The organism is Plantibacter sp. Mn2098 (assembly GCF_049319745.1).
Classification (GTDB): Bacteria; Actinomycetota; Actinomycetes; order Actinomycetales; family Microbacteriaceae; genus Plantibacter.
Window position 1 is genome coordinate 179,547 of sequence record NZ_JBMOUH010000005.1, and the last position, 14,068, is coordinate 193,614.

A 14,068-nucleotide genomic window follows, 5' to 3' on the forward strand; every position below is an offset into this window, starting at 1 on the left:
CGGTGTTGGCATGGAACAGGAGCCGTCGCTCGCAGAGCTGCAGCGCAAGTGGATCGAGACCGACGACGGCGAGACCGCGCAGGAGTACGGACTGGCCCTCGAAGCAGTCGGCCGCATCGATGACGCGGCTGCGGTGCACGGACGGGCCGTCGAGCTGGGATACCTGTCCGGGAACTTCAACCTCGCTTGGATCGAACGGGAACGTGGAAACGTCGCACGAGCGATCGAACTCCTCGAGGACTACCTCGCCTCAGACGACGATCCGGACGAGTTCACCCTGCACGTCACGGGCGTCCTCGGTCATTGGCGTTGGTACCTCAACAACGACGTCGAAGCCGAGCCGCTGCTCCGACGGGGTCTCGACCACTGGGAAGATGCTCGCGCGGACCTCGCATCTCTCCTGAAAGCGACCGGACGACTCACCGAAGCGATCGCCGTGCTCCGCTCCGGCGTGGCACTGGCCGAGGTGGGCAGCTTCATCCCGCTCGCCAACATCGTCGAAGAGGCCGGTGACCTTGAGGAGGCGGAGTCGCTTCTGCGCCGCGGATTCGCGCTCGGCGACGCGTTCTCCGCCTACAACCTCTACGTCCTGCTCAAGGAACTCGACCGAGTCGAGGAGGCACAGGAATGGCTGTGGCTCGCCGCCGCAGGCGGCGACGAACTCGCCATCCGGCGATTGACCGAGCAGATCGACCACGGCGAAGACGACGCATCGGATTCACCAGAATCCTGAACAGGAAATGGCATCTGATCTGTGATTTAGAAAGTGGGCCCGGTGGGGCTCGAACCCACGACCCGCGGATTAAAAGTCCGATGCTCTGCCAACTGAGCTACAGGCCCGTACCCGTCTACTCTACGAGATATTCACGCGCTCCGTGACACACCCCATCGCACGCCTAGGCTGGAGCGATGAGCGACGCAGCAGCACCGGTGACCATCCAGACGCCGGCACACCACTCCGAACCGGCACTCACCTACGACCAGGGCCTCCGCGCGACGCCGTCCTGGTGGCGCGGGGCCGTGGCGATCATCGCGCTCATCGCCATGTTCTTCACGATGTCGTTCATCTTCGGCGCCATCGCCATCGGCATCGACCTCGCCACCGGCGAGTACACCATCGAACAGCTCGCCTCCGGTGTCACGACGCTGACCCCGGCGTTGATGGCCGGGAACAACCTCGCGCTCGCATCACTCCTGCCCATCGCGATGCTGCTGCAGTGGGCCCTCTTCAACGTCCGCCCGCGCTGGCTGACCTCGGTGCAGGGGACATTCCGGTGGCGATGGCTCGGCCGCCTCGCGCTCATCATCGTGCCGGTGTGGGTCATCTACGTCGCGATCACCGTGCTCCTGCCGGGTGACGCCTCCCCGGTGACGATGAGCGGCACCGTCATCGCGATGCTCATCATCGTGATCGTCACGACCCCGCTGCAGTCGGCCGGTGAGGAGTTCGGCGCGCGCGGGCTCATCCAGCGTTCGGTCGGCTCGTGGTTCCGCTCCCCCATCGCCGCATTCGTCGTGTCGACCGTGGTGTCCGCCGGACTGTTCGCACTCGCACACGCCGCGGCCGACCCGTGGCTCATCGCGTACTACCTCGTCTTCGGAGCCTCGATGTCGCTCGCCGCGCGCGGAACGGGTGGCCTCGAAGCCCCCGTCCTCATCCACGCGACGAACAACGTGCTCCTCCTCATCCCGACGGCACTGATGTCGCAGACGGATCAGATCTTCAACCGCGGAGCCGGCGTCGGAAGCGCCTGGATGCTGATCCCGATGGCGCTGTGCATCGCCGCAGCACTCGTGAGCACCTGGTGGGGACGACGCAACGGCGTGGTCAGCCGGGCGGCACTGCCCCCGCAGCCGGTGCGGGCCGTGCGGACTGCGCCGCCGATGCCGGAGGATGTGCGTCCGGTCGATTGAGGCCGGGCGTTGGCGCGGTCTGGGCCGGAGCGCGGTCCCTGAGCTTGTCGAAGGGTGAGCGGCGCGGGGCGGGCCCTTCGACAAGCTCAGGGACCGGCGATCGGGCCCTTCGACGGGCTCAGGGAGCGGCGCGGTCAGCGGGGCTGTTGCGGCTCGTCGTCGGCGTCGAGCTCGGCGACCGCGACGATCGTGACGTCGAGGCCTGCGTCCCGCAGGCGCGCGATCGTCTCCTCGTCGGCGCGTGAATCGGTGATGAGTCCGGCGAACTCCGACACCGCGCCAATCCGACCGAGCCGCGCCCTCCCGAGCTTCGACGCATCCGCGACGACGAACGCCTGCTCCGCCGCCCCGACCATACGCGCCTTGACCTCCGCCTCGGGCAGGTTGACGTTCGTGACGCCATCGACGTCGATGCCGTTGCACCCGATGAACGCGAGATCGGCGTGGACGTTCGCGAGCACGAGGCCGGCGAGCGGATCCACCAGGGAGTGCTGCAGCGGGCGGAGCGAACCGCCGGTCACGATGACCGTGAACCGCGGCACCTCCGATTCGAGCTCCAACGCGATCGTGAGCCCATTCGTGATCACAACGACATCACTCAGGTCCCGCCGCGCCTTGAGCGCACGGGCGAGCGCGAGCCCCGTGCTGCCGACGTCCACGATGACGCTCTGACCGCTCCGCACGAGCGCAGCTGCCGCCTCGGCGATGCGCTGCTTCGGGATGGCAGAGGTGACCACGGCCACTTCGAGCGGCGATTCCGGGCCGCCTCGTGTGCCGACGGGCATCGCCCCGCCGTGGATGCGGACGGCATCCCCTCGGTCGACGAGGGTGTCGAGGTCCCCGCGAGCCGTCACCGTGGACACGCCGAACGCCTCCGAGATCTCCGTCACCCGCACGAATCCGCGCTCTTCGAGGAGATCGCGGATGTGGTCGCGTCGCGCGGGGGCTGGGAGTTGGCTGGCGTCGGGGATGCTCACAGTTGCAACTCTAGCTACTTGCCATTACTTTTGAAATGAAAAGGTTTTGCCTTTCGTTGTGACAACTCCCGTGAGGAATGCCGTGCCTGAACCCACCGATCCGTTCGTGATCGAACCCCGCATCGCCAGCCAGACCCACACGCTGGCCGATGGACGGGAACTCATCTACTTCGACGACGTCGACTCGTCGCTTCCGGAGACCCGTCTCCCGGACGCACGCGAACTCGCGGCGCGACCACCGACCGCGAGCATGCGTCAGGACGTCCTCACGGGCGACTGGGTCTCGATCGCCGCCGCCCGCCAGAACCGCGTGATGCTGCCGCCGGCTGACCTCGACCCGCTCGCCCCGGCCAGCCCCACGAACCCGTCGGAGATCCCCGACCAGTACGACGTCGCCGTGTTCGAGAACAAGTCGCCGTCCTTCGGGCCGCTCCTCGCCGACGACAACCAGCCCGAAGGCGTCGAGGACCTCGCGACCATCGGCATCGGCCGCACCCGCACCTCCGTCGGTCGCTGCGAGGTCGTCGCGTTCAGCCCGGCGAGCACGGGATCGTTCGGTGCGCTCAGCCGCACGCGCGCGCGTACCGTCATCGAGGCCTGGGCGAGGCGCACGCACGCACTGTCGCAGTTCGACGCCATAGCGCAGGTGTTCCCGTTCGAGAACCGCGGCGAACAGATCGGCGTGACGCTGCACCACCCGCACGGGCAGATCTACTCGTACCCGTACATCACGCCGCGTACGCAGCGGCTCATCGACTCGGTGGAGCAGTACGGGCCGTCGCTCTTCGCCGACGTCCTCGCCTCCGAGCAGGCCGGCGAGCGAGTGCTCCTCCAGGGCGAGCACTGGACGGCGTTCGTACCGTTCGCCGCCCGCTGGCCGGTCGAGATCCACATGATGCCGCACCGCCACGTCCCGGACTTCGCCGGAACGACACTCGAAGAACGCGACGAACTCGCGGTCCTCTACCTGCGGCTCCTGCGCGGTGTCGACGCGCTCTACGACACCCCGACCCCCTACATCGCCGCCTGGCACCAGGCGCCGACCCGCGTCCACCGCGACGACATCCGCCTGCACCTCCAGATCACCTCCCCCCGCCGCGGGGCCGACCGCCTGAAGTACCTGGCCGGTTCCGAAGCGGCCATGGGAGCCTGGATCGGCGACATCCCACCAGAAACGACAGCAGCGAACCTGCGGGCCGCGATCGCCCGCGCCGACGAGGAGAACCCGGTATGACCGACCTGCAGCAGAGTGTGACCACCGGCTTCCAGAACGCGTTCGGCAGCGAGCCGACCGGGATCTGGTCGGCGCCGGGACGCGTCAACCTCATCGGTGAGCACACCGACTACAACGACGGCTTCGTCTTCCCGATGGCGATCGACCGCCGTACGGTCGCGGCCGTCCGCCCGCGCGAGGACAACCTCGTCCGCGTGTCGAGCACCTTCTCCCCCGGCATCGTCGAAGGCGTCGCCGGCGAACTCGACCCTGACGCCCTCGAAGGCTGGTCCGCGTACCCGCTGGGCGTCGTGTGGGCGCTCGGCCAGTTCGGCGCACCGCTGCACTCGCTGCCAGGCGTCGACATCTTCATCGACTCCGACGTGCCCGTCGGCGCCGGTCTGTCGTCGTCGGCGGCGATCGAATCCGCCGTCGCCGTCGCGCTCAATGAGATCTGGCACCTCGACCACGACCGCAAGACGCTCGCCCGAGTCGGACAGCTGGCGGAGAACCGCGCCGTCGGAGCGCCGACCGGCATCATGGACCAGTCGGCATCGCTCCTCGGCCGTCGCGACTGCGGCGTGTTCCTCGACTGCCGCTCGCTCGAAACCGACCTCATCCCGCTCGGCTTCGAACAGGCCCAGCTCGAACTGCTCGTCATCGACACGCACGTGGCGCACGCGCACGTCTCCGGCGGGTACGCCGCGCGTCGCGCATCGTGTGAGGCGGGTGCCGCAGCACTGGGCGTTCCGTCGTTGCGCGACGTCGGCGTCGAGGATCTCGCTCGTGCGGCGGAAATCATGGACGATGAGACGTTCCGTCGGGTGCGTCACGTCGTAACCGAGAACCAGCGGGTGCTCGACACGGTGCGGACGCTGCGCGAGCAGGGCCCGGGCGCGATCGGTGAGCTGCTTGTCGCATCGCACGCCTCCATGCGCGACGACTTCGAGATCTCGGTCCCCGAGCTCGATGCAGCCGTCGAGGCCTCTCTCGCCGCTGGTGCGGTGGGTGCCCGTATGACCGGAGGCGGCTTCGGCGGTGCCGCCATCGCGCTCGTCCCCTCATCGCGTTCCGCAGTCGTCGCGGACGCCGTCCGTGCGTCCTTCGCGGCCGCGTCCTACACCGCCCCGACCATCTTCACGGTCCACGCCGCCACCGGAGCCACCCGCGAGCTCTAGCCCGCCCTCCCTCGCTTCAGTCGAAGTGTCACAAAGTGCGGGTGTTCATCGCGAACACCCGCACTTTGTGACACCTCGGCAGAGGGATGGGCGCGGGTGTGGACAAAACTGACGGGAGGTTGCCCGTCGCGTCCAGTATTGGGCGGATGACGAGACGTCCAGAATTCCCCGAACCGCTCGATCGGGAACCCTTCAGCATCGGCGACGCAGGCCTGTCAGCGTCACGGCTTCGCGCATCGGATCTCACTCGACCGTTCCACGGCGTTCGCGCGGCGCAGGGATACGCTGATGGTGTCATTGCGAGATGCCTCGCGTACTCGACACGGATGCCGGCCGGCGCATTCTTCAGTCACGGGACCGCCGCGCGCATCTGGGGTCTGCCCGTTCCTCGCCGATTCGATGCCGCTCCGCTTGACGTGTCGGTCGTCTCACCGATGAGAGCTCCCCGCGGACGCGGGATTCGCGGCCACAAGCTCGACGGATCGCACTGGCGCAGACTCGAACACCACGGGCTCGTCGTGTCCCATCCCGTCGATGCGTGGAGCCAACTGGGGATGCACCTGAACGAACTCGAACTCGTTATGGTCGCCGACGGCATCACGCGTCGCGTCGATCCACTGGGAACACAACACGATCTCCTCGTCGGTCTCGCCAGGATGGGCCGACGACGCGGTGTCAACCGTCTTCGCGCGGCCTACGAGCGTGTCCGTCCTGGCACCGATTCGCCGAAGGAGACCGAATTGCGGCTCGCCATCGTCGACGACGGCTTGCCAGAGCCGAAGGTCAACCATCCGATCTTCGACGTGCAGGGGACATTTCTCGCGCTCGGCGATCTCGTCTATCCGAAGTATCGAACCCTCGTGGAGTACGACGGCGGAACGCATTTTCTGGACGAGGGACAGATCTTCCACGACATCGATCGGTTGGACGCGGTCATGGCGGAAGGATGGCGGGTGATCCGCGTCAACCGCAGCCATCTCCATTCGTCGCCTGCCCACATCCTCTCCACGATCCGTCAGTCGCTCCGCTCACACGGTTGGCGTCCCGATTAACGCGGTCGAGGGGTCACAAAGTGCGGGTCCGGATGACGGACACCCGCACTTTGTGACCCCTCGGCAGAGGAGGAGAGGGGTTAGCGGCGCTCGGCCATGGCGACGACGTTCGTCAGGAGCTGGACGCGGGTCATGGGACCGATGCCGCCGGGGTTCGGGGAGAGCCAGGAGGCGACCTCGAAGACGTCGGGAGCGACGTCGCCGACGACTCGGGACTTGCCCGTGACGGGGTCCGTGGCGCGGCTGACGCCGACATCGAGGACAACTGCGCCCGGCTTGACGGCCGAGGCCTTTACGATGCCGGGGACGCCCGCTGCCGCGACGATCACGTCGGCGGTCCGCAGGATGTCATCCAGGCCGACGGTGCCCGTGTGCGTGAGCGTGACGGTCGCGTTATACTCACGACGCGTCAGCAGCGGCCCGATCGCACGACCGACGGTCACACCACGGCCGACGACGACGACGTGCTTCCCGGCCAACTCGATGCCGTGACGCTGCACGAGCTCGACCGCACCGCGAGGCGTGCACGGGAGAGGCGTGTTGATCGGCTTGTTGACGTTCAGGACGAGACGACCCAGGTTCGTGGGGTGCAGACCGTCCGCGTCCTTCTCCGGGTCGATGCGCTCGAGGATCACATCCGTGTCGATGTGCGACGGGAGCGGCAACTGCACGATGTAACCGGTGCAGGTGTCGTCCGCGTTCAGCTCATCGATGACGGCGAGCAGCTCGTCCTGCGTGATCGACTCCGGCAGGTCGCGACGGATGGACTCGATGCCGATCTCAGCACAGTCGCGGTGCTTGCCCGCGACGTACCACTGGGAACCAGGGTCCTCACCGACGAGGACCGTGCCGAGCCCCGCGACGACACCGCGATCACGCAGCGCTGCCACTCGGACGGCGAGTTCGGACTTGATGACGGCGGCGGTGGCCGTGCCGTCGAGGATCTGTGCGGTCATGGTGACTCCAGTTGGGCCCTTCGACAAGCTCAGGGACCGGGGTTTGGGCCCTTCGACAAGCTCAGGGACCGAGGTTTGGGATGGTGGCGAGGTTCTGGGGCGGGGCCTTCGACAGGGTCAGGGACCGAGCGAGGCGGGGCCTTCGACAGGGTCAGGGACCGAGCGGGGCTGGGCCCTTCGACAAGCTCAGGGACCGAGCGGGGCTGGGCCTTCGACAGGCTCAGGGACCGACGGGCGGGCCGGCCGGCCGCCGAGCGGGGCTCGACGGCCGGGACCGGCGGGACTACTGCTGGAGGCCGGGGTACAGCGGGAACGCCTCGGCGAGCGCCGTGACACGCTCACGCAGAGCACCGATCTCGGCCTCCTGACGGAGCGCGAGACCGATGATGTCCGCCACCTCGGCGAACTCGACGTCGCCGAAACCACGCGTCGCGAGAGCCGGCGTGCCGATGCGGAGACCAGAGGTCACCATCGGCGGACGCGGGTCGAACGGGACCGAGTTGCGGTTGACCGTGATGCCGACCTCGTGGAGGACGTCCTCGGCCTGCTGGCCGTCGAGCTTCGAGGTGCGCAGGTCGGCGAGGACGAGGTGCACATCCGTGCCGCCCGTGAGGACGTCGATGCCGGCGGCCTTCGACGCGTCGGAGGTGAGCGTGTCGGCGAGGAAGCGTGCACCGCGGATGGTGCGCTCCTGACGGTCCTTGAAGTCTGCCGTGGCCGCGAGCTTGAACGCGGTCGCCTTGGCGGCGATCACGTGCATGAGCGGGCCGCCCTGCTGGCCGGGGAACACGTTGGAGTTGAGCTTCTTGGCCAATTCGGTGTCGCGGCTCACGATGAAGCCGGAGCGCGGTCCGCCGATCGTCTTGTGGACCGTGGAGGAGACGACGTCCGCGTACGGGACGGGCGACGGGTGCAGACCCGCGGCGACGAGGCCGGCGAAGTGCGCCATGTCGACCCAGAGCTTCGCGCCGACCTCGTCGGCGATGGCGCGGAACGCCTCGAAGTCGAGGTGACGCGGGTACGCGGACCAGCCCGCGATGATGACCTGCGGCTTGTGCTCGAGCGCCTTGTCGCGGACGACGTTCATGTCGACGAGGAAGGTCTCGGGGTCGACGCCGTACGACACGGCGTTGTAGAGCTTGCCGGAGAAGTTGAGCTTCATGCCGTGCGTGAGGTGACCGCCGTGCGAGAGCTCGAGGCCGAGGATCGTGTCGCCTGGGGTGGCGATGGCGGACAGCACGGCCGCGTTGGCCGTTGCGCCGGAGTGCGGCTGGACGTTCGCGTACGCTGCACCGAAGAGGCTCTTGGCGCGCTCGATGGCGAGCGACTCCGCGATGTCGACGAACTCGCATCCGCCGTAGTAGCGACGGCCGGGGTAGCCCTCCGCGTACTTGTTGGTGAGGACGCTGCCCTGCGACTGCAGGACGGAGACCGGAACGAAGTTCTCGCTCGCGATCATCTCGAGGGTGTTGCGCTGACGACCGAGTTCCTGCTCGAGGACTGCAGCGATCTCGGGGTCGACCTCGGAGAGAGGCGCGTTGAAGGTGTCGGACAAGACTGGCTCCTTTGTGACAGCGGCGGACATCACGATTGTAGATTCTTCGTCTCGGCCCAGGCGTGCGGCCGAATCCGCCCTCTGACAGGTGCAGGGTCGCTCCCCGATGGTGAACCCATCTGAGACGGAGCCGAAGCCCCCTCTATACGCCAGTTGCGACCCGGCCAGCATAGCAGCGGATGCCCCGAGAAGGCCCTGGGAGGCGCCTGGAGACGATCCCGACCCCACCCATCAGATTGATTGATTTGACGTATAGCGCAATCAAACGATCATCTGCAATCATTGTCACGTCACCATCGATCCCGCTCGATCCGGGCGGACGAGCCGACCAGAGGAGTCGCATGTCCGACAACGCACCCGCAGATCACGCAGCAGCCGCAGATCAGGCAGCACCGATCCCCGGAGCCCACATGGCCGCGGAGCTCGCCTCGCAACCGGAGACCTGGGCACGCGCCGCGGAGCTCCGGACCGAGCGCGCAGCCCTTCCGGCGAGCGGCGAGCGCATCGCGGTCGTCGGGTGCGGGACGTCCTGGTTCATGGCGCAGTCCTACGCCCACCTGCGTGAGAGCGCCGGCCACGGCGAGACCGACGCGTTCGCGGCGTCGGAGGCCTTCCCGCATCGCGGCTACGACGCCGTCATCGCCATCACCAGATCGGGAACGACGACCGAGGTCCTCGAACTGGTCGAGCAGGTGCGGGAGCGGAGCAGCGCGACCCGCACCATCGCGATCATCGGCGACACGGCATCACCCATCGTCGACGTCGCGGACACGATCATCGGCCTCCCGTTCGCCGACGAGCGCTCCGTCGTGCAGACGCGGTTCGCGACCACGGCGCTCGCGTTCCTGCGCGCATCGCTCGGCCACGATCTGAGCGGCGCGATCGAGCACGCCCAGGCGGTCATCGACGGCCGGCTCGACCCTTCGCTCGTCGAAGCGGAGCAGTTCAGCTTCCTCGGCCGGGGCTGGACGGTCGGGCTCGCGCACGAGGCCGCGCTCAAGATGCGCGAGGCCTCGCAGTCGTGGACGGAGTCCTACGCGGCGATGGAGTACCGCCACGGGCCGATCAGCATCGCGGCTCCCGGACGGGTCACCTGGTTGTTCGGGGCGTCGCCAGAGGGTCTCGCGGACCAGGTCACGGCGACCGGTGCGCGATTCGAGCACGCGGCGATCGACCCGCTCGCCGACCTCGTGCGCGCCCAGCGCGTCGCCCTCGAACGGGCGAGGCTGTTCGGCCTCGACCCCGACTCCCCGCGCAACCTCACCCGCTCCGTCATCCTGGACTGATGACCATGCCTCGCGCGGGCGATGTCACGACGATCGGCAACGGTTCGGCCGTCGTCGCCTTCGACGTCGGCGGGACCGACCTGAAGGCCGGTCTCATCGACGAGCACGGCGTCCTGATCGAGCTGCTGCGCGAGCCGTCGCCCTCCGGCCCTGAGACGGCGGCGCTCGTCATCGACCGGGTCGCCGAACTCACGGAGCACTTCCGCGGCGCACATCCGGAGCTTCGCATCGCCGGGCTCGGTCTGGTCGTGCCCGGCGTCGTCGACGAGGTGGCTGGTATCGGGGTCGAGTCGGAGAACCTCGGCTGGGTGGAGGTCCCCTTCCGGGATCTCGTCGCGGCGCGGACCGGGCTGCCGGTGGCGTTCCTGCACGATGTGCGCGCCGCCGGTGAGGCGGAGCATCGCATCGGTGCAGCCGCCGGACACGACGATGTGGTCGTGCTCGTCATCGGCACCGGCATCGCCGGAGCGGTGTTCATCAACGGCGAGCTCTACGCCGGCGGCGGTTTCGCCGGGGAGATCGGGCACTCGATCGTCGATCCGGACGGCCCGCCGTGCCTCTGCGGCGGTCGCGGTTGTCTGGAGGCGATCGGGTCGGCCGGCGCCATCACCCGCCTGTACAACGCGCGGACGGGGTCGAACGCGACCGGGGCGAAGGCGGTCCTCGCAGCGGCGGCCGACGGCGACCAGGCCGCCGTCGACGTCTGGGAGAGGGCCCTCGACGCGCTCGCGCTCGGGCTGGCCCAGCTGACCGCGGTGATCGCACCGCGCGCCATCGTGATCGGCGGTGGTCTCGCGAGCGCCGGCGACGCGCTCTTCACCCCGCTCACCGAGCGACTCGATGCGCTCCTCACCTTCCACAGGCGGCCCGTGCTCATCCCAGCGCGGCTCGGCGAAGACGCCGGGCTCTGCGGTGCGGCGCTCCGGGCACGCGATGCAGCGGCGGCAGCGCACGCTGCACCCGCGACCAGCCCCGCCACCAGCCCGGCCACCAGCCCAGCCACCACGAGCCCCGCCAACAGCTCAGCCACCACTCCATCCACGACTCCATCCACGACTGAACCGGAGGTCGGCCCATGATCGTGACCGTCACCCCCAATCCCGCACTCGACCACACCTACCGGATCGACCGGCTCGAGGTCGGCGAACCGAACCGGGTCAACGCACCCGCCGTCCGCGCGGGCGGCAAGGGCCTCAACGTCACCCGTGTGCTCCGCCAGCAGGGCCAGCCGAGCCACGCCGTCACCACGGCCGGCGGGGCGAGCGGGGCGCTCCTCGCCGCCGATATCGACGCATCCGGCCTGCCGATCACGCTTGTGCCCGTCGGCTCCCCCACCCGCTCCTCGATCGCCATCGTGGATCTGATGGGCGATGCGACGACCGTGCTCAACGAGGTCGGTTCACCGCTCGACGAAGCCGAGTTGGCCGCGCTCGTGGGCGCCGTCCGCCGGGAGCTCGCATCGGCGTCGTGCCTCGTCGTCTCCGGCAGTCTCCCTCCCGCGACCGCCGAGGGATTCGCAGCCGATCTTGTGGACGCGGCGAGAGCGGCCAGCGTCCCGACGATCGTCGATGCGATGGGCGACGCCCTCCTCCTCGCGGCGAGCGCCGGCGCCGCCGTCCTCAAACCGAACCGTCGTGAACTCGCCGCGACGACGAAGACCGACGACCCGCTCGCCGGCGCACGCCTGCTCACGGGCCGCGGCGCCGGACTCGTCGTCGTCTCGCTCGGCACGGAGGGCATGCTCGCCGTCCCGCGCGAGGGGGACGCCATGCACGCTGCCCTCCCACTCTCGTTCTCCGGCAACCCCACCGGAGCAGGCGATGCCGCCGTCGCGGCCCTCGCCGTCGGCCTGTTGGAGACCGCATCCACGACCGTCGCATCCGGCGTGTGGTCGCGCGAGGAGCTCGAGCCGATGCTGCGCCGCGCCGTCGTGTGGTCCGCCGCCTCCGTCCTCGCACCGCTCGCCGGCGAACTCGCGCCCGGTCACGAAGCGCTCGGCGACCGCGTCGGATTCGAGGTGTGGCGATGACGCTCGTCCCCACGATCGGCCTCGTCAGGGGCGCACGCGCGTTTCATCGCGGCATCGGCGCGTTCAACGTCATCCACGTCGAGAGCGCAGAAGCCCTCGTCCAGGCCGCCGAAGACGCCGGTCGCCCCGTCATCCTCCAGCTGTCGGAGAACTGCGTCCGGTATCACGGCTCGCTCGAACCCATCGCCCGCGCGATGCTCGCCATCGCCGAGTCGTCCTCGGAGCTCGTGGCGGTGCACCTCGACCACGCTGAGGACGAGGAACTGGCCCGCTCGGCCGTGGACCTCGGCTTCGGCTCGGTCATGTTCGACGGTGCGGCGCTCCCCTACGCGGAGAACGTCGCGGCGACGAGACGCGTCGTCGCGTACGCGCACCGGGCAGGCGCATCGGTCGAGGCCGAACTCGGCGTCATCGGCGGGAAGGACGGAGCGCACGCCCCCGGTGTCCGGACCGACCCAGGCGAGGCCGCCGCGTTCAGCGCCGAGACCGGTGTCGACGCCCTCGCCGTCGCCGTCGGCTCCTCCCATGCCATGACCGAGCGCACCGCGAGCCTCGACCTCGGCCTCATCGCAGCCATCGCGGAGGCCGTCGCCATTCCGCTCGTCCTGCACGGCTCCTCCGGTGTCCCCGACGAGACGCTGCAGGCGGCGATCCGGGCCGGCATGACGAAGATCAACGTCTCCACCCACCTCAACGCCGCGTTCACCGGTGCGGTGCGCGCGACGCTCGACGAGCAGCCCGCACTCGTCGATTCGAGGCGGTACGTCGCGGCGGGTCGTGATGCGATGGCCCGCGAAGCTGCCAGGCTGGTGGGACTCCTCTCCCCCGATCTCCGTTCTCCGGACACCGACTCCCTCGACATCCGGACGACCGATCTCCCTGCGACCGAAGGATCCGACGCGCCATGAATCGAACCCGACGGTCATGAACCGATCACAGCGGATGAGCGCCATCCTCGAACTCCTCGGGGAAGCCGGCCGGTTGAGCATCGAGGACCTCGTCGACCGCCTCGGCATCTCGCCGGCGACGGCCAGACGCGACCTCGACGCGCTCGCGGCGCAGCAACTCCTGACCAGGACGCGTGGCGGGGCGACCCAGCACGCCGTCGCCTACGATCTGCCGCTGCGGTACAAGCAGGGGCAACGGGCGCCGGAGAAGGAGCGGATCGCGCAGGCGGCGAGCGCGCTCGTCCCCGTCGGCGCCGTCGTCGGTCTGAGCGGCGGCACAACGACCACCGCGATCGCCGAGACGCTCACCGCGAGGCCCGATCTGACAGGGGACCCCAACGGCACCGACGTGACCCTCACGGTCGTCACGAACGCCATCAACATCGCTTCGCTCCTCGTGGTCCGCCCGCAGATCAAGACCGTCGTGACGGGCGGGGTCGTCCATGCACGCTCCTACGAACTGGTCGGCGGGTACAGCGAGATCGTCCTGGCGAGGATCAGCCTCGACCTCGCGTTCATCGGTGTGAACGGCCTCGACCCGCAGATCGGTGCGACCGTCCACGACGAGGGAGAAGCCGCGATCAACGCGCTCCTCGCCCGCCGTGCCGCACGCAGCGTCATCGTGACGGACTCGAGCAAACTGGGCCGCCGCGCGTTCGCGAGCCTCGCTGAGGCCGAGGGGTTGCGCACGCTCATCACGGACGACGGGATCACCGACCAGCAGCACCGCGAGTTCGTCGACGCCGGCTACGACGTCATCGTCGCGTAACACGTCCAGACCCGGCACACTGGTTCGAGCGACCGATTCCCGTCGGCGGTCGGGAGATCGCCGTGCCGGATGCATCCGGCACAGCAGCACACCGCGTGCACCGCCCATCGCACCACCATCCGCTGCACCACCTGCCCACCGCACCAACATCCACCGCACCACAACCCACCCGCACCACCCGACCAGGAGGAC

13 protein-coding genes, 1 tRNA gene and 1 riboswitch are annotated in these 14,068 nt (G+C 68.9%); of the genes, 10 read left to right on the plus strand and 4 right to left on the minus strand.

Annotated elements, in window-relative coordinates:
- Positions 1-10: 10 nt before the first annotated feature.
- Positions 11-733, plus strand: a complete 723-nt coding sequence (locus ACL9RL_RS09655; protein ID WP_422780027.1) for a hypothetical protein — start codon at positions 11-13, stop codon at positions 731-733.
- A gap of 34 nt (positions 734-767) precedes the next feature.
- On the opposite strand, the gene ACL9RL_RS09660 is transcribed toward ACL9RL_RS09655, so the two are convergent.
- Positions 768-840 (minus strand) — tRNA-Lys (locus ACL9RL_RS09660).
- A gap of 69 nt (positions 841-909) precedes the next feature.
- Here ACL9RL_RS09660 and ACL9RL_RS09665 point away from each other — a divergent pair.
- Positions 910-1,914: a lysostaphin resistance A-like protein gene (locus ACL9RL_RS09665; RefSeq protein WP_422780028.1), complete on the plus strand. Its 1,005-nt coding sequence runs from the start codon at positions 910-912 to the stop codon at positions 1,912-1,914.
- Positions 1,915-2,048: 134 nt separating this feature from the next.
- Here the strand turns inward: ACL9RL_RS09665 and ACL9RL_RS09670 are convergent, their stop codons facing one another.
- The gene (locus ACL9RL_RS09670; RefSeq protein ID WP_422780029.1) at positions 2,049-2,891 is read right to left on the minus strand and encodes a DeoR/GlpR family DNA-binding transcription regulator; all 843 of its coding nucleotides are present in this window, start codon (positions 2,889-2,891) and stop codon (positions 2,049-2,051) included.
- An 82-nt stretch (positions 2,892-2,973) separates the two neighbouring features.
- Between ACL9RL_RS09670 and galT the strand changes: the two genes are divergently transcribed.
- The 3 genes from galT to ACL9RL_RS09685 all read left to right on the plus strand — a co-directional run bounded on the left by galT (position 2,974) and on the right by ACL9RL_RS09685 (position 6,334).
- Positions 2,974-4,125: a galactose-1-phosphate uridylyltransferase gene (gene galT / locus ACL9RL_RS09675; protein ID WP_422780030.1), complete on the plus strand. Its 1,152-nt coding sequence runs from the start codon at positions 2,974-2,976 to the stop codon at positions 4,123-4,125.
- Positions 4,122-5,282: a galactokinase gene (galK, locus tag ACL9RL_RS09680; RefSeq protein WP_422780031.1), complete on the plus strand. Its 1,161-nt coding sequence runs from the start codon at positions 4,122-4,124 to the stop codon at positions 5,280-5,282. Before galT ends, galK begins: the two co-directional genes overlap by 4 nt.
- A 146-nt stretch (positions 5,283-5,428) precedes the next feature.
- A complete protein-coding gene (locus ACL9RL_RS09685) occupies positions 5,429-6,334 on the plus strand; it encodes an endonuclease domain-containing protein (protein ID WP_422780032.1) in 906 nt (301 codons plus the stop codon).
- Positions 6,335-6,414: 80 nt separating this feature from the next.
- Here ACL9RL_RS09685 and ACL9RL_RS09690 read toward each other — a convergent pair whose 3' ends face one another.
- Together ACL9RL_RS09690 and glyA are read right to left on the minus strand one after the other, a co-directional pair.
- The gene (locus ACL9RL_RS09690) at positions 6,415-7,290 is read right to left on the minus strand and encodes a bifunctional methylenetetrahydrofolate dehydrogenase/methenyltetrahydrofolate cyclohydrolase (protein ID WP_422780033.1); all 876 of its coding nucleotides are present in this window, start codon (positions 7,288-7,290) and stop codon (positions 6,415-6,417) included.
- Positions 7,291-7,573: 283 nt separating this feature from the next.
- Positions 7,574-8,875: a serine hydroxymethyltransferase gene (gene glyA, locus ACL9RL_RS09695; RefSeq protein WP_422780034.1), complete on the minus strand. Its 1,302-nt coding sequence runs from the start codon at positions 8,873-8,875 to the stop codon at positions 7,574-7,576.
- A gap of 17 nt (positions 8,876-8,892) precedes the next feature.
- A riboswitch (ZMP/ZTP riboswitch) is annotated at positions 8,893-9,012 on the minus strand.
- A gap of 174 nt (positions 9,013-9,186) precedes the next feature.
- Between glyA and ACL9RL_RS09700 the strand changes: the two genes are divergently transcribed.
- The 5 genes from ACL9RL_RS09700 to ACL9RL_RS09720 are packed head-to-tail and all read left to right on the plus strand — an operon-like array spanning position 9,187 to position 13,876.
- The gene (locus ACL9RL_RS09700) at positions 9,187-10,131 is read left to right on the plus strand and encodes an SIS domain-containing protein (protein WP_422780035.1); all 945 of its coding nucleotides are present in this window, start codon (positions 9,187-9,189) and stop codon (positions 10,129-10,131) included.
- The gene (locus tag ACL9RL_RS09705) at positions 10,131-11,210 is read left to right on the plus strand and encodes an ROK family protein (RefSeq protein ID WP_422780036.1); all 1,080 of its coding nucleotides are present in this window, start codon (positions 10,131-10,133) and stop codon (positions 11,208-11,210) included. The genes ACL9RL_RS09700 and ACL9RL_RS09705 overlap by 1 nt, the downstream gene beginning before the upstream one ends.
- A complete protein-coding gene (locus tag ACL9RL_RS09710; RefSeq protein ID WP_422780037.1) occupies positions 11,207-12,160 on the plus strand; it encodes a 1-phosphofructokinase family hexose kinase in 954 nt (317 codons plus the stop codon). The genes ACL9RL_RS09705 and ACL9RL_RS09710 overlap by 4 nt, the downstream gene beginning before the upstream one ends.
- Positions 12,157-13,068, plus strand: coding sequence for a class II fructose-bisphosphate aldolase (locus ACL9RL_RS09715; protein WP_422780038.1), 912 nt, complete (start codon positions 12,157-12,159; stop codon positions 13,066-13,068). Before ACL9RL_RS09710 ends, ACL9RL_RS09715 begins: the two co-directional genes overlap by 4 nt.
- Positions 13,069-13,084: 16 nt before the next feature.
- Positions 13,085-13,876: a DeoR/GlpR family DNA-binding transcription regulator gene (locus ACL9RL_RS09720; protein ID WP_422780039.1), complete on the plus strand. Its 792-nt coding sequence runs from the start codon at positions 13,085-13,087 to the stop codon at positions 13,874-13,876.
- The last annotated feature ends 192 nt before the right edge of the window (positions 13,877-14,068 follow it).

Coding starts and splice junctions, on each gene's coding strand:
- ACL9RL_RS09720 (WP_422780039.1), top strand. CDS start 13,085: ATGAACCGATCACAGCGGATGAGCGCCATCCTCGAACTCCTCGGGGAA.
- ACL9RL_RS09655 (WP_422780027.1), top strand. CDS start 11: ATGGAACAGGAGCCGTCGCTCGCAGAGCTGCAGCGCAAGTGGATCGAG.
- ACL9RL_RS09685 (WP_422780032.1), top strand. CDS start 5,429: ATGACGAGACGTCCAGAATTCCCCGAACCGCTCGATCGGGAACCCTTC.
- ACL9RL_RS09700 (WP_422780035.1), top strand. CDS start 9,187: ATGTCCGACAACGCACCCGCAGATCACGCAGCAGCCGCAGATCAGGCA.
- ACL9RL_RS09705 (WP_422780036.1), top strand. CDS start 10,131: ATGACCATGCCTCGCGCGGGCGATGTCACGACGATCGGCAACGGTTCG.
- ACL9RL_RS09690 (WP_422780033.1), bottom strand. CDS start 7,290: ATGACCGCACAGATCCTCGACGGCACGGCCACCGCCGCCGTCATCAAG.
- ACL9RL_RS09710 (WP_422780037.1), top strand. CDS start 11,207: ATGATCGTGACCGTCACCCCCAATCCCGCACTCGACCACACCTACCGG.
- ACL9RL_RS09715 (WP_422780038.1), top strand. CDS start 12,157: ATGACGCTCGTCCCCACGATCGGCCTCGTCAGGGGCGCACGCGCGTTT.
- galK (WP_422780031.1), top strand. CDS start 4,122: ATGACCGACCTGCAGCAGAGTGTGACCACCGGCTTCCAGAACGCGTTC.
- glyA (WP_422780034.1), bottom strand. CDS start 8,875: ATGTCCGCCGCTGTCACAAAGGAGCCAGTCTTGTCCGACACCTTCAAC.
- ACL9RL_RS09665 (WP_422780028.1), top strand. CDS start 910: ATGAGCGACGCAGCAGCACCGGTGACCATCCAGACGCCGGCACACCAC.